The 13,632-nt window shown below is 65.8% G+C and carries 13 protein-coding genes; 7 read left to right on the top strand and 6 right to left on the bottom strand.

The annotated features are described in order from the left end of the window. The first annotated feature begins 21 nt into the window (after nucleotides 1–21). The 6 genes from ABW18_RS07560 to ABW18_RS07535 all read left to right on the top strand — a co-directional run bounded on the left by ABW18_RS07560 (nucleotide 22) and on the right by ABW18_RS07535 (nucleotide 5,915). A complete protein-coding gene (locus ABW18_RS07560) occupies nucleotides 22–1,398 on the top strand; it encodes an APC family permease (protein WP_049698352.1) in 1,377 nt (458 codons plus the stop codon). 179 nt (nucleotides 1,399–1,577) lie between these two features. Next, complete coding sequence (locus tag ABW18_RS07555; protein ID WP_049698351.1) at nucleotides 1,578–1,778, top strand: hypothetical protein; 201 nt, start codon at nucleotides 1,578–1,580, stop codon at nucleotides 1,776–1,778. A gap of 241 nt (nucleotides 1,779–2,019) precedes the next feature. Beyond that, nucleotides 2,020–3,096 carry a sulfate ABC transporter substrate-binding protein gene (locus tag ABW18_RS07550; RefSeq protein ID WP_200903239.1) on the top strand — a complete coding sequence of 359 codons (1,077 nt, stop codon included), beginning with the start codon at nucleotides 2,020–2,022 and terminating at the stop codon, nucleotides 3,094–3,096. Beyond that, complete coding sequence (cysT, locus tag ABW18_RS07545; protein WP_083444332.1) at nucleotides 3,093–3,992, top strand: sulfate ABC transporter permease subunit CysT; 900 nt, start codon at nucleotides 3,093–3,095, stop codon at nucleotides 3,990–3,992. The genes ABW18_RS07550 and cysT overlap by 4 nt, the downstream gene beginning before the upstream one ends. Next, on the top strand, nucleotides 3,989–4,918 hold the full coding sequence (gene cysW, locus ABW18_RS07540; protein WP_049698350.1) for a sulfate ABC transporter permease subunit CysW: 930 nt from the start codon (nucleotides 3,989–3,991) through the stop codon (nucleotides 4,916–4,918). The genes cysT and cysW overlap by 4 nt, the downstream gene beginning before the upstream one ends. Before the next feature lies 1 nt (nucleotide 4,919). Then, nucleotides 4,920–5,915, top strand: a complete 996-nt coding sequence (locus ABW18_RS07535) for a sulfate/molybdate ABC transporter ATP-binding protein (protein ID WP_005205094.1) — start codon at nucleotides 4,920–4,922, stop codon at nucleotides 5,913–5,915. Nucleotides 5,916–5,942: 27 nt separating this feature from the next. Here ABW18_RS07535 and ABW18_RS07530 read toward each other — a convergent pair whose 3' ends face one another. The 5 genes from ABW18_RS07530 to ABW18_RS07510 are packed head-to-tail and all read right to left on the bottom strand — an operon-like array spanning nucleotide 5,943 to nucleotide 11,482. Then, on the bottom strand, nucleotides 5,943–6,674 hold the full coding sequence (locus ABW18_RS07530) for a sirohydrochlorin chelatase (RefSeq protein ID WP_049698349.1): 732 nt from the start codon (nucleotides 6,672–6,674) through the stop codon (nucleotides 5,943–5,945). Continuing rightward, entirely contained in the window at nucleotides 6,671–7,981 is a 1,311-nt protein-coding gene (locus ABW18_RS07525) for a sulfate adenylyltransferase subunit 1 (protein ID WP_049698348.1), read from the bottom strand. The genes ABW18_RS07530 and ABW18_RS07525 overlap by 4 nt, the downstream gene beginning before the upstream one ends. Further along, nucleotides 7,981–8,925 (bottom strand): sulfate adenylyltransferase subunit CysD, encoded by a 945-nt coding sequence (cysD, locus tag ABW18_RS07520; protein ID WP_049698347.1) that lies wholly within the window; start codon nucleotides 8,923–8,925, stop codon nucleotides 7,981–7,983. The genes ABW18_RS07525 and cysD overlap by 1 nt, the downstream gene beginning before the upstream one ends. Then, nucleotides 8,922–9,671 carry a phosphoadenylyl-sulfate reductase gene (locus ABW18_RS07515; protein ID WP_049698346.1) on the bottom strand — a complete coding sequence of 250 codons (750 nt, stop codon included), beginning with the start codon at nucleotides 9,669–9,671 and terminating at the stop codon, nucleotides 8,922–8,924. Before ABW18_RS07515 ends, cysD begins: the two co-directional genes overlap by 4 nt. After that, on the bottom strand, nucleotides 9,668–11,482 hold the full coding sequence (locus tag ABW18_RS07510; RefSeq protein WP_049698345.1) for a nitrite/sulfite reductase: 1,815 nt from the start codon (nucleotides 11,480–11,482) through the stop codon (nucleotides 9,668–9,670). Before ABW18_RS07510 ends, ABW18_RS07515 begins: the two co-directional genes overlap by 4 nt. A 406-nt stretch (nucleotides 11,483–11,888) precedes the next feature. Between ABW18_RS07510 and hemW the strand changes: the two genes are divergently transcribed. Further along, nucleotides 11,889–13,097: a radical SAM family heme chaperone HemW gene (hemW, locus tag ABW18_RS07505; RefSeq protein ID WP_049698606.1), complete on the top strand. Its 1,209-nt coding sequence runs from the start codon at nucleotides 11,889–11,891 to the stop codon at nucleotides 13,095–13,097. On the opposite strand, the gene ABW18_RS07500 is transcribed toward hemW, so the two are convergent. Then, nucleotides 13,084–13,605: a MarR family winged helix-turn-helix transcriptional regulator gene (locus tag ABW18_RS07500; RefSeq protein WP_049698344.1), complete on the bottom strand. Its 522-nt coding sequence runs from the start codon at nucleotides 13,603–13,605 to the stop codon at nucleotides 13,084–13,086. The two genes, hemW and ABW18_RS07500, sit on opposite strands and share 14 nt — an antisense overlap. Nucleotides 13,606–13,632: the final 27 nt, after the last annotated feature.

Raw genomic sequence — 13,632 nt, 5'->3', positions numbered from 1 at the left:
TCGGCGGCGGGACCTACGTCGATGACCCACAAGGATTCCTCCCAAAAGGGTTCGTCACAGAACGACTCCTCGCAGAAGGCGTCCATCACGGTCGCGTCGGCGACGGCCATCGGCGTTGGCGGGATGATGGGTGCCGGTCTCTACACACTCGTCGGACTCGCCGCGACCACAGCGGGCGTGTGGATTCCGGTGGCGTTCCTCGTCGGTGGTCTGGTCTCACTGTTCAGCGTGTACTCGTATGCCAAACTGGGCGCTCGGTTTCCGAGTCGCGGCGGCGCGGCGCAATTCCTGATCCGCTGTTTCGGCGATGGTGTCATCGCGGGCGGGCTCAACATCTTTCAGTTCCTCGGCTGGATCATCGCGATGGCCCTGTACGCCTCCGGGTTCGCGGGCTATGCACGGCACCTATTGCCCTTCGATACGCCGGACTGGTCGGGCAAGGCCATCGGCGTCGGGCTGGTCATCGTGTTGATCGGTGTGAACGCAATCGGGTCAAAACTCGTTGGCAGATCTGAGATGTTCGTCGTGGCGATCGAGGTGGCCATCCTCGTCGCATTTGTGGTCGCGGCGTCGTTCAAGGCAGACGGGTCGAACTTCGAGCAGAGCGGTGGAGAAGGTGTGATCGGCATCTTCTTCGCTGCCGGTCTGCTCTATGTCACCTACGAGGGATTCGGCGTCGTGACGAATTCCGCAGGCGACATGAAGAACCCCGCCAAAGAGCTCCCGCGCGCCATGTATCAGGCGCTGTTCATTGTGATCGTCATCTATGTCGTGATCAGCTCGCTGATCGTCATGGTGATGACGCTCCCCGAGATCGAGGCGAACCAGGGCCATGTGCTTTCCGACGCCGGGCGCGCGGTGCTCGGACAGGTCGGGTTCATCGTGATCGGTGCCGCAGCGCTGCTCGCCACCGCGTCCGGCGTCAACGCCACGTTGTTCGGAGACGCCAACCTTGCCTTCACCGTCGCCAAGTCCGGTGAGATGCCTGCCGACTTCGCGCGTGGGGTGTGGCGGAGCGGTACGTGGGGACTGCTGATGGCTGGTGCGCTCACCTGCGCATTCGTCGTCTTCTTTCCGCTGTCGTCGGTCGGGCAGATGGCGAGTCTCGCCTTCTTGATCGTGTACGGGGCAGTCAGCGTCGGTCACATGCGGGTCCGGCACCAGACGGGCGCAAAGGCATGGCTGTTGATCGCGGCGGTCAGCCTCAATCTCGCGTTGTTCTGCCTCCTGCTCGGATACGCGATCCACACCGGACCCGCGAGTACGTGGATCACCCTCATCGTCGTACTGATTGCGAGCTTCGTCGTGGAGATCGTGTATCGGAAGGTGACGCACCGGAGCTTGCGCCTGGAGACCGCGCCTGCGTCTGGTGACGCAGGCGCGGCGGCCGCGAGCTGACCCACTCGGGCAGAGGGGGAGCGAGCCGGTCCGGCGCATTTCGATACGATCGAGTGGCCGCGTGAACGCGGCTCTCGACTCGAGCTGGTTTCGCGATGCGATGGTGAAGCCTCGAGCGCGGAATTCGAATCACACTGATCCAAACTCGGCGGAGGCCGGGCAGACGCGAGGAGACAGGCATGGACAGCTTCCTCGCGTGGTGGGATTCGGTGGAGGAGTGGCTCACCGGATTGTCGTTCGTCCCGCAGCTCCTGGTCACTCTCGCAGTGGTGGTCCCAGTCGCAATCGGCATCGCACTCATCCTGAATGTGCTGGTCGAAGCGGTGATGAACGTGTTCGATCGTCGACGGTTCGCCGACGACGACGGAAAGGGGCTGTGACCGCAATGATGAAGTCACGGGTGACCTGGGCGCTGCTGGCGCTCATCGTTCTCGTCGTGCTCGCCTGGCTCCTGACTCGCTGATCGGCCCGGACCGACTGCGAGGCGTCGGATCTCGTCTTGGGGGAGGCGCTCGGCGTTGCTAGCGTGATCCTGCTCCGGCCGCGACGTCCCGCGAAGCCGGGAATCATCGTGGAGGATCCGTGAGTCCAAGTCTGGCCCGCAGATGGCGCCTACCAGTTGTGGCGTGCTTACTAACGCTAACTGTTGCACTGGTCGCCGGATGTGGTGGCGGCTCGACGGACACGCCTGACGGTGTCGACATCTCCAGCGGAAGCCGTCACCTCGATCTCGTCGCCTACGCGACTCCGAAGCCTGGATTCGACAAGATCATCCCAGCCTTCCGCGGAACTCCCGAGGGCAAGGACATCGGCTTCTCGGCGTCGTACGGGGCATCGGGTGACCAGTCGCGCAAGGTTGCTCGCCACGTGCCGGCGGACGTCGTCAACTTCTCCGTCGAACCCGACGTGACGCGCCTGGTCAAGGCGGGACTCGTCGACGAGGACTGGAAGAAGGCTGAACCGCACAACAGCATCCCGTTCGGCTCGGTCGTCGCACTCGTGGTTCGCAAGGGCAATCCCAAGAACATCCACGACTGGGACGACCTGCTCAAGCCGGGTGTTCAGGTGATCACCCCCGACCCGGGCAGTTCCGGCTCGGCGAAATGGAACCTGCTCGCGCCGTACGCGGCGAAGAGCGAGGGCGGCAAGAATCCGCAGGCCGGACTCGACTACGTCGGCGACCTCGTGCGCGACCACGTCAAGGTGCGCCCGAAGTCGGGACGTGAGGCGACCACCACGTTCCAGCAGGGTCAGGGCGACGTGCTGATCAGCTACGAGAACGAAGCGATCATGCTGCAGCGCAAGAACGCCGGAGCGGTGGAGAGTTCACAGGTCGAGTACCTGATTCCGCCACAGACGTTCAAGATCGAAAATCCTGTCGCCGTGGTCAACACGTCGAAGGACCTGCCGGCGGCCAAGGCTTTCGTTGACTTCTTGTTCACCGATGAGGCACAACAGATCTGGGCCAAGCAGGGGTTCCGTCCAGTCGTGCCCTCGGTGATCGCCGAGACGAAATCCCTTTTTCCCGGCGACATCACGAAACTATGGACAATCGACGAACTCGGTAAGACCCTGGGTAAAGGCACCGCGGCCAAGAACAAGGGCAAAGACCTGAAGGGGTGGAAAGCCGTGGACAACGCACTCTTCGGTACCAAGGGCTCGATCACCAAGATCTACAACGAAGGCGGCAAGCAATGACCGCCGCGGGAGAGGTCGCGAGCGCTCCCGACAACGCGTCGGTGCAGAACGCAGCGTCGTCGAATTCGCAGCCGCCGAAGGGATTTCTCGGTCGATCACGGACCTTCGCGGGTGTGAGTCCCGCGGCAATCGGTACGGCGTGGCTCTGGCTGAGCATCATCGTCCTGCTGCCACTGGCCGCGATCACCGTTCAGTCCTTCGACGACGGCTGGAGCGGCTTCTGGGATGCGGTCACTGCGGAGAACGCGATCGACGCGATCTGGATCACCGTCCTCGTCTCGATCGTTGCCGCCCTCATCAACGTCGTGTTCGGCACCATCATCGCCTGGGTTCTGGTGCGAGATGACTTCCGCGGCAAGGGCTTTGTCAACGCGATCATCGATCTACCGTTCGCACTGCCGACCATCGTCGCCAGCCTCGTGCTGCTCTCGCTGTACGGGCCGAACAGTCCTATCGACATCCATCTCGCGGCGACGAAGCCCGCGTTGATCATCGCGCTGACGTTCGTCACGTTGCCGTTCGTCGTCCGCCAGGTGCAGCCGGTGTTGATCGAACTCGACACCGACGTCGAAGAGGCCGCGGCGGTTCTCGGGGCACGGAACGGCACCATCTTCCGCAAGATCGTGCTGCCCTCGCTGCTTCCCGCGATCCTCACGGGTGCAGGCCTCGCATTCACCCGTGCGATCGGTGAGTTCGGTTCTGTCGTCCTCATCGGCGGAAACATCCCCGGCGACACCCAGGTCGCCTCGCAGTACATCCAGCAGCAGATCGAGATCGACGAGCCGGTCAACGCCGCAGCCATCTCGGTCGTACTCCTGCTGATCGCCTTCGTCGCACTTCTGGTGCTGCGTATCGTCGGTCGGCGCCAGACCAAGCGTGAGGAACTGGACCGATGAAACTATCGGCGACGACCCGCTACGGGCTCCGCACCATCGCGCTCGTGTACCTGTTCGTTCTCCTGATCGTTCCCGTGGCGCTGATCTTCTGGCGGTCCTTCGAACACGGCCTCGGCCAGTTCTGGGAATGGATCACCACGCCGGCCGCGATCTCGGCGTTGCAGCTGAGCCTGCTCATCGTGGTGATCGTCGTGCCGTTGAACGTCATCTTCGGCATCATCATCGCGTTGGCGCTCGCCCGAGGACGATTCCCCGGCAAGGGCGTTCTGCAGGCCGTCGTCGACCTCCCGTTCGCGGTGTCACCCGTGGTCGCCGGTGTCGCGCTGATCCTGCTGTGGGGATATGGGGGGTGGTTCGGCGGTGTCGAGAGCTTGGGCTTCCGCGTCATCTTCGGCTTCCCCGGCCTTGTTCTGGCGACGCTGTTCGTCACACTGCCGTTCGTTGCGCGTGAGGTGGAGCCGGTCCTCCGCGAGATCGGTACCGAACAGGAACAGGCGGCCGCGACCTTGGGCGCGAGTGGGTGGCAGACCTTCTGGCGGATCACGCTTCCCGCGATCCGCTGGGGACTGACCTACGGCATCGTGTTGACGGTCGCACGCTCGCTCGGCGAGTACGGCGCCGTGACGATGGTGTCGTCGAACTACCCCGGCATCTCGCAGACGCTGACGCTGCTCGTGCACTCCCGCTACACCGACGACTACAACGAGTACGGCGCCTACGCCGCCGCGACACTCCTGATGCTGGTCGCGGTGCTCGTGCTGGTCGCGATGTCGTTCGTCGATCGACGCGCACGGAACCGCTACGCGGAGGCGAGTACGACCACCGGCGACGACGAGGTCGAACCCGACGACATCCACCTGACCCCGCCGTATGCTCCCGAGTCCATCGATTCGCAACAGGTGCTTCACGAGAAAGAAAGAGTCTGACATGTCCATCTCGGTGGTTGGTGCCAATAAGCGATACGGCGATTTCGCCGCACTCGACGATGTCTCGATCGAGATCCCGGCCGGTTCTCTCACCTCACTGCTGGGTCCGTCCGGCAGCGGTAAGTCGACGCTCCTGCGCGCGATCGCAGGTCTCGACGACCTCGATTCGGGGACCATCGTCATCAACGGTGACGACGTCTCCGGTGCGTCGCCGCAGAAGCGCGACATCGGCTTCGTGTTCCAGCACTACGCGGCGTTCAAGCACCTGACGGTGCGCGACAACATCGCGTTCGGACTCAAGATCCGTAAGCGTGCCAAGAAGGACATCGACGCCAAGGTCGACGAACTGCTCGACATCGTCGGACTCACGGTCTTCCAGAAGCGTTTTCCCGCGCAGTTGTCCGGCGGACAGCGTCAGCGCATGGCGCTCGCGCGTGCGCTGGCCGTCGACCCCAAGGTGCTGCTGCTCGACGAGCCGTTCGGCGCGCTCGACGCCAAGGTGCGCGAGGATCTGCGAAAGTGGTTGCGCCGCTTGCATGAGGACATGCAGGTGACGACGGTCCTCGTCACGCACGACCAGCAGGAGGCGCTCGACGTGAGCGACAGGATCGCGGTGCTCAACAAGGGCAAGATCGAGCAGATCGGCGCACCCGATGATCTCTATGACCGCCCGATCAACCCGTTCGTTGCGTCGTTCCTCGGCTCTACCGTGCGACTCAACGGAGAATTGGTGCGCCCGCACGACATTCGTATCGGGCGGAACCCTGAACTCGCGCTTCCCGCGGCCGATGCCTCACTCGACACCGGCGTCATCAAGGCGACGGTCCAGCGCGTGGTGAACCTCGGATTCGAGACCCGGGTGGAGCTGGTCGCCGCTGCGACCGGCGACGAGTTCCAGGCGCAGATCACCCGCGGCGACGCCAACGCGCTGCACCTGCAGCAGGGCGAGACCATCTACGCCCGTGCGACGAAAGTGCCTGCACTCAGCGAGGTGTAAGAGTGTGAGGACGCGGCGGTCGGCGACTCAGCTTGCGGCAGAGTCCATGTCGACCGCCGCGTCGGCGCATGCGCGGCGATAGCTGTCGACGACCGCGTCGACAAGCACCGGATGTGTTCCGATCGGACCTGCGACGACGGCGTCGGAGACCAGCCGATCGAGCGCGGTCTCCACGCGTTCGGTGAGCAGTCCCGCCGACAAGAAGTACGGACTCAGCGCGATGCGTTCCGCTCCGGCGGTGCGGAGTCGTCGAATCGCGTTGCGCAGCATGATGTCCTCGGTGCCCAGCTTCGTCGCGAACACTACGTCGACCGGACGGTGCAGGCGCGTCGACAACTCGATGGCGCGACGTCGAACCACATGCGCGGCAGTGGGATTCGTCGAACCGACCGCCGTCACGACGATGCCGTCGCCGGGTTGTGCGCCCGCCTCGTCGAGTCGATCCGCGAGTGCGTCGGTCAGTCGGTACGATCCGACGACCTGTGTGGTCGTCACACTCGCTCGACGGTGCTCGGCCACCAGGGCAGGCAGGTCGACTTCGCTGTGGTAGCCGGGCGCGAGAAGGAGCGGCACGACGACGCACTCGCCCCGCAGTGCCGCGAGTTGTGCTGCGACAGAAGGGGTATCGAGATCGAGGAAGCCGAGCCGGACGTCAACGCACGGTAGTCTGCGTGCCACGACTGACCGCACGCGTCGTGCGGTGTCGCCGAAACGCGGATCGCGGCTACCGTGCGCGACGAGGAGCAGTGTCGGTGTCACACCAACTCTTTGAGGTGCAGCGTCGACAGCGCGTCGCCCACCAGGCCTGCCGCGAGGGTGTTGCCGCCCTGCGGATCGATCAGCAGGAAGCTGCCCGACTCGCGACTCACCTGGTAGTCGTCCGCGGGGATCGGCTCCGCGGTCTGCACCGTTATACGGCCGATCTGGTTGAGCTCCACGGTGTCCGGGGCGTCGACGAGTGTGAGGTTCTGCTCGTCGAACAGGGCGTCGAGCCCACCGACAATGGCCTGCGTGGTCTTGGTGCCGTGCTTGAGGAGCAGCCGTGCGCCGGGACGCAGTGGCTTCTCGGCCAGCCAGCACACCGTCGCGGTGAACTGGGCGATCGGCTCCGGCGCGTCGGCAACGGCGGCGATGAGGTCGCCGCGCGAGATGTCGACGTCGTCTGCGAGCAGCAGGGTGACGCTGCGGCCGGTGTGTGCCGTCGCCAATTGGCCGTCGGCGGTGTCGATCTGGGTGACGGTGGTGCGCACGCCGGACGGCAGAACGGTGACCTCGTCGCCGACGGACACACGCCCGGCAGCGATCTGTCCGGCGTATCCGCGGTAGTCGGGGTACTCGGGGGTGCGCGGTCGGATGACGTACTGCACCGGGAAGCGGAGTCCGACCTCGTCGTGGCGTTCGACGGCGTTCGGCACGGTCTCGAGATGCTCGATCAGCGTGGGGCCGTCGTAGAACGGCGTGTTCTCCGAACGGATGGCTACATTGTCGCCGTGCAGTGCCGACACGGGAATCGAGGTCACCTGCTCGGGCGACCAGCCGAGCGTGCGGGTCAGCTCACCGAACTCGGCGGAGATCTCGGCGAACACCGACGCGGCGTCGTCGACGAGGTCGATCTTGTTGACCGCCAACACCAGCTGCGGCACACCGAGCAACGCCATGACGGCGGCGTGGCGGCGGGTCTGGGAGACGACCCCGTTGCGGGCGTCGACGAGCAGCATGACCAGCTGGGCTGTGGACGCGCCGGACACCGTGTTGCGGGTGTACTGGACGTGGCCCGGGGTGTCGGCCAACACGAAAGACCGTGCGGGCGTGGCGAAGTAGCGATACGCGACGTCGATGGTGATGCCCTGCTCGCGCTCTGCTCGCAGACCGTCGACGAGCAGCGAGAGGTCGGGTCCTTCGAGACCGCGGTCGACCGATGCCTTGGTCACGGCGTCGATCTGGTCTGCCAGCACCGATTTGGTGTCGTAGAGGAGTCGGCCGACGAGCGTGGACTTGCCGTCGTCGACGCTGCCCGCGGTCGCGATGCGGAGCAGGTCGGGGACGTGCTGGGTGGTCGATGCCATCAGAAATATCCTTCGCGCTTGCGGTCTTCCATGGCGGCTTCGGAGACGCGATCGTCGCCACGGGTTGCGCCGCGTTCGGTCAGTCGGGAGGCGGCGACCTCTGCGAGGACCGCGTCGTTGGTTGCGGCATCCGAGAGCACCGCGCCGGTCGTCGAGCCGTCGCCGACGGTGCGGTAACGCACCGAGAGTCGTTGCACCTCTTCGCCTTCGCGCGGACCGCCCCAGGAGCCAGATGTCATCCACATGCCGTCACGGTTGAAGACTTCGCGCTCGTGTGCGTAGTAGATCGGTGGGAGCAGGACCTGCTCACGCGTGATGTAGCGCCACACGTCGAGCTCGGTCCAGTTGGAGAGCGGGAAGACGCGCACGTGCTCACCCGGAGCGTGGCGACCGTTGTAGAGGTTCCACAGTTCGGGGCGCTGACGCTTGGGGTCCCACTGGCCGAATGCGTTGCGCAGGGAGAAGATCCGCTCCTTGGCGCGCGAACGCTCCTCGTCGCGTCGGCCTCCGCCGAACACCGCGTCGAATCGGTTCTCGGTGATGGCGTCGAGCAGGGGAATGGTCTGCAGCGGGTTACGCACGCCGTCGGGGCGCTCGGTGAGCCTGCCGTCGGCGAGGTAGTCCTCGACCTTGGCGACGTGCAGTCGCAGATTGTGCCGTTCGACGACCTGGTCGCGGAACTCGAGAACCTCGGGGAGGTTGTGGCCGGTGTCGACGTGGAGCAGCGAAAATGGAAGCGGCGCAGGCCAGAAGGCCTTGAGTGCCACATGCAGCAGCACCGTCGAGTCCTTGCCGCCGGAGAACAGGATCACCGGGCGCTCGAACTCGCCTGCCACCTCGCGGAAGATGTGGATGGCCTCGGACTCGAGTGCGTCGAGAGTGGTGAAATCGTCCGGTTCGGTCACAGCACGTCCTACGCTCGCTGAGGGTTCGGTGATGGTCATGCGTGGAGCCCACATTCTGTCTTGGCGCGACCGGCCCAGCGGCCGCTGCGCGGATCGGATCCGGGTTCGGGTTTCGCGGTGCACGGAGCGCAGCCGATCGACGGATAGCCCTCGTCGACAAGGGGATTGACGAGGACGCCGTTGGCGTCGATGTAGTCCTGCATCTGCTCGTCCGACCACGCGGCGATCGGGTTGATCTTGACGAGACCGAATCCCTCGTCGAACGAGATGAGCGGCGCGTTGGCGCGTGTCGGAGCCTCGACGCGTCGGATGCCCGTGACCCACGCGTCGTAGTTGCCCAGGCCTGCCTTCAGCGGAACCACCTTGCGCAGCCTGCAGCACTCGCCGGGATTGCGGGCGAAAAGGTTGCGGCCCAGCAGTTCATCCTGTTCGGCGACGCTGTGCTGTGGTGTCAGGTTGATCATGTCGACGCCGTAGACCTGCTCGACGGCGTCGCGCGTGCCGATGGTCTCGGCGAAGTGGTAGCCGGTGTCGAGGAACAGCACCTTCACCGGGTCGCCGTCGAGCAGGGCGCGGTCGACGTGCTTGACGGCGAGATCGACCAGCGCGGCATCCTGCATGTTCGACGCGACGACGAAGTTGTCGCCGAACGTCTCTGCCGTCCAGCGCAGCAACTCCTCGGGAGTCGCGCTGTCGCCGAGTTCGGCTGCGCCCCGCGCAGCGATCTCACGCAACTCGTCCTCGCTGAACCGCCGTCCGGTCCTGCTCTGGGTGCTCGCCGTCATCGCAATGCCTCCTCGTCGGCCCGCACTGCCCACTGTGCGAACCGCTCTCCTTCTTCGCGTTGGTCGACGAAGTTGCGGACCACGCGTTCGATGTAGTCGCCCAGCTCGGTTGATGTCACCTTGTGCTGGCGCAGTTTTCGGCCGAAGCCCGCATCCTGACCGAGGCTGCCGCCCAGGTGTACCTGGAAGCCCTCGGTCTGTCCGCCGTCGGCGTCCTCGACGAGCTGGCCCTTGAACCCGATGTCGGCGATCTGTGAACGCGCGCACGAGTTGGGGCAGCCGTTGATGTTCACGGTGATGGGGACATCGAGCTCGGAGTTGATGTCTGCCAGGCGTTCCTCGAGTTCGGGCACGAGGACCTGCGAGCGCTTGCGCGTCTCGGTGAACGAGAGCTTGCAGAACTCGATTCCACTGCACGCCATCAGGTTTCGACGCCAGTTCGACGCACGGGCGACGAGGCCCAGCTTGGCCAGATCGGCGATGAGCTCCTCGACCTTGTCGTCGGCGACGTCGAGCACGACGAGCTTCTGGTACGGCGTGAACCGTATGCGGTCGGAGCCGACGCGCTCGGCGGCGTCGGCGACGGCGGTGAGCTTGGTGCCGGTCACGCGCCCCGCGATGGCGGCGAACCCGACTGCGTTGAGGCCGTTCTTGAGCTTCTGCACGCCGACGTGGTCACGCGGCTGCGTGAGCGGGGTGGGGGCGGGGCCGTCGATCAGCTTGCGGTGCAGGTACTCGTCCTCGAGCACCTGGCGGAACTTCTCGATGCCCCAGTCCTTGATGAGGAACTTCAGCCTGGCCTTGGCGCGCAGACGGCGGTAGCCGTAATCGCGGAAGATCGACACGACGCCTTCCCAGACGTCGGGGACCTCGTCGAGTGGAATCCACGCACCGACGCGCTGAGCGAGCATCGGGTTCGTCGACAGTCCGCCGCCGACCCAGAGGTCGAGGCCGGGGCCGTGCTCGGGATGCTCGACACCGATGAAGGCGATGTCGTTGGTCTCGTGGCTGACGTCCTGCAGACCCGAGATGGCCGTCTTGAACTTGCGGGGCAGGTTGGAATACTGCGGATCGCCGATGTAGCGGCGCACGATCTCGTCGATCGCGGGGGTCGGGTCGAGGACCTCGTCGATGGCCTCGCCCGCCAGCGGGGAGCCGAGGATGATGCGCGGGCAGTCGCCGCACGCCTCGGTGGTCTTGAGGCCGACGCCCTCGATGCGCTCCCAGATCGTCGGGACGTCCTCGATGCGAATCCAGTGGTACTGGACGTTCTCACGGTCGGACAGATCGGCGGTGTCGCGGGCGAACTCGGTGGAGATCTGGCCCAGCGTGCGGAGCTGTTCGACGTTGAGCGCTCCGGCGTCGCACCGGATGCGCATCATGAAGTGGCTGTCTTCGAGGATGTCGATGTTCTCGTCGCCGGTCCAGGTGCCGTCGTAGCCCTGCGCGCGCTGCGTGTAGAGGCCCCACCAGCGCATCCGGCCGCGCAGATCCTGTTTGTCGATCGAGTCGAAGCCCTGCTTGGAGTAGATGTTCTCGATGCGGGCACGCACGTTGAGCGGGTTGTCGTCCTTCTTGACCTGCTCGTTGGGGTTCAGCGGCTCGCGATACCCGAGCTTCCACTGGCCCTCCGCGCGACGCTTGGTCGGGCGGGGCTTGCGAGCGGGGCGGTCGCCGTTCTGCGCACGGGGGGTGCGGGCAGGACGTTCGCGGGTCGTGCGGCGGTCGCCGTTCTGACCCGACGCGCCGTCACCGGGCTGCTCGTTCGAGCCTGCACCGCTGTCGGGCGTGATGTCTGTCGTGGACGTCATGAAGTCTCCTGATGCCGGGCGCACGGGCACCGGCTTTCGCGCGGTCTGGGCTGTGACTGGGCGGTTCCGTGTGGGCGCAACGGTGGTGTTCCGTCGGGCGACACCGTCGGTGTTCCACCGGGATCTGCCGGCATTCCCGCAGCGTGCGGGGAACTCTCGGGGCCGGTCGTCGTCTAAGGACGACAGCTAGCGCTACAGACGCGCTTGAAATCGACGTGGCGTCGTGCTGCGAGCCACACCCCGGGGAAATTCACGCCATCCATAGTGCCACGGGAGGGCACCCGTCGTCTACTTGCACTTATTTTGCGTCATGCTGAGGCAAAGTCGGCCGACGGCCTGCCCCGCACAGAAGTCGACGTGAGGAGACGCGCATCATGGACGGGTGGATGTCGAGACGATTGTCGAGCTGCGGGGCGATGTGCCCGCTCGCGTGACCGAACCGATCGTCGATGCGTGTTCTCGGGTCGATCCAGATACCGGGTTCGGCCTGTACCTGCATGTGCCGTTCTGTGCCACGCGCTGCGGGTATTGCGATTTCAACACCTACACGGCGGGGGAGCTCGGCTCGTCGTCGTCGCCCGAGTCGTGGCTCGCGGCGGTGGGCCGCGAACTCGACACGGCGGCAGCTCTGCTGAGTCCGCGACGCCCCGTCTCGACGATCTTCGTCGGCGGCGGGACGCCGTCGCTTCTCGGAGCCGACGGCCTGCGGCGACTGCTCGACGCGGTGCGCGGACGCTTCGATCTCGCCGCCGACGCCGAGATCACGACGGAGTCCAACCCGGAGTCGACGTCGCCTGCGTTCTTCGACGGTCTGCTCGAGGCGGGATTCACCCGGATCTCGCTGGGCATGCAGTCGGCCGCTCCGCACGTGCTCGCGACACTCGATCGCACCCACACGCCGGGACGGGCGGTCGCAGCCGCGCGCGAGGCGTCGGCAGCGGGATTCGAGCACCTCAACCTCGACCTCATCTACGGCACGCCCGGCGAGACGGACGCCGATCTGCACCGCAGCGTCGACGCCGTCCTCGACACCCCTGTCGACCATGTCTCGGCGTACGCGCTGATCGTGGAGGACGGCACAGCGCTCGCACGTCGAATACGCCGCGGCGAACTGCCCGCGCCCGACGACGACGTGCTCGCCGACCGTTACGTGCTGCTCGATCAACGACTGCACGACGCCGGGTTCGACTGGTACGAGGTCTCCAACTGGTCGCGCACACCGGCGGGCGAGTGCCGGCACAACCTCGGCTACTGGCGCAGCGACGACTGGTGGGGAATCGGTCCCGGCGCCCACTCGCACGTCAACGGTGTGCGCTGGTGGAACGTCAAGCATCCCGCGCGCTATGCGCGGGCCCTGGAGATGGGTGGTCTTGCCGTCGACGACTCCGAGACGCTCACGGCGACCGATAGGCACGAAGAGCAGGTCATGCTCGCGCTGCGCTGCCGTGAGGGACTGCCCACCGAGGTCCTCAGCGAGGGCGAGTTGGTGGCGGCGGAGCGCGCACGCGCGGCGGGGCTGTTGCGCGACGACGACGCAGAGCGACTCGTGCTGACCGACCGCGGCAGGCTCCTCGCCGACGGCGTGATTCGCGACATCCTGCTCATGGACGGTTGAGCGAACCCGGGGGTGCGACGACCGCATCAGGGGTGCCCGAGTGGTCGTCGGGTCGAATGTGAGCGATCAGGTCGAGTGACGTCGCAACGCCGAGGTACCCGCGAGGTCCCAATTCCTCGACAACCGCACGCTCGAGCGTTGCCTCGGCGTCGAGGATCGGCGCCACCGTGCGACGTCCCCGAGCACTGAGATGCACGACGACCCGACGTCGATCGGCGGGATCGGCGCGGCGATAGACAAGGCCGTTCGAGACCAACTGATCGACGATGCGCGTCGCGGTGGCCGCCGGCACCACCGCGGTCTGCGCGAGATCGCTCATGGTGCGGCCCCCACCCGCCTCGAGGACGCTGAGGACGCGCCACTGCTCGGGCGTCACACCCGCCGCCGCCAGCGCCTCCGAGATGCCGGATTCGACGCTGCGCGCCGCGCTGAGCAGGCGTAGAAGTAGCGGGAGCTCGGCTTCGTTCGCGCGCCGCTGCGTCGATGCGCGTGTAGTCTTGCCGCTCATATGCAGGCCGCGATCGCGGATGTCAGG

Source organism: Gordonia jacobaea, assembly GCF_001186365.1.
Lineage (GTDB): Bacteria > Actinomycetota > Actinomycetes > Mycobacteriales > Mycobacteriaceae > Gordonia > Gordonia jacobaea.
This window is presented reverse-complemented; position numbering and strand designations above follow the sequence as displayed.

Bases quoted from the DNA above. Each gene is read 5' to 3' on its own strand.
- ABW18_RS07535 (WP_005205094.1), top strand. From the start codon at position 4,920: ATGTCCATCTCGGTGGTTGGTGCCAATAAGCGATACGGCGATTTCGCC.
- ABW18_RS07500 (WP_049698344.1), bottom strand. From the start codon at position 13,605: ATGAGCGGCAAGACTACACGCGCATCGACGCAGCGGCGCGCGAACGAA.
- ABW18_RS07515 (WP_049698346.1), bottom strand. From the start codon at position 9,671: ATGACGGCGAGCACCCAGAGCAGGACCGGACGGCGGTTCAGCGAGGAC.
- ABW18_RS07510 (WP_049698345.1), bottom strand. From the start codon at position 11,482: ATGACGTCCACGACAGACATCACGCCCGACAGCGGTGCAGGCTCGAAC.
- ABW18_RS07555 (WP_049698351.1), top strand. From the start codon at position 1,578: ATGGACAGCTTCCTCGCGTGGTGGGATTCGGTGGAGGAGTGGCTCACC.
- cysD (WP_049698347.1), bottom strand. From the start codon at position 8,925: ATGACCATCACCGAACCCTCAGCGAGCGTAGGACGTGCTGTGACCGAA.
- ABW18_RS07525 (WP_049698348.1), bottom strand. From the start codon at position 7,981: ATGGCATCGACCACCCAGCACGTCCCCGACCTGCTCCGCATCGCGACC.
- cysW (WP_049698350.1), top strand. From the start codon at position 3,989: ATGAAACTATCGGCGACGACCCGCTACGGGCTCCGCACCATCGCGCTC.
- cysT (WP_083444332.1), top strand. From the start codon at position 3,093: ATGACCGCCGCGGGAGAGGTCGCGAGCGCTCCCGACAACGCGTCGGTG.
- ABW18_RS07560 (WP_049698352.1), top strand. From the start codon at position 22: ATGACCCACAAGGATTCCTCCCAAAAGGGTTCGTCACAGAACGACTCC.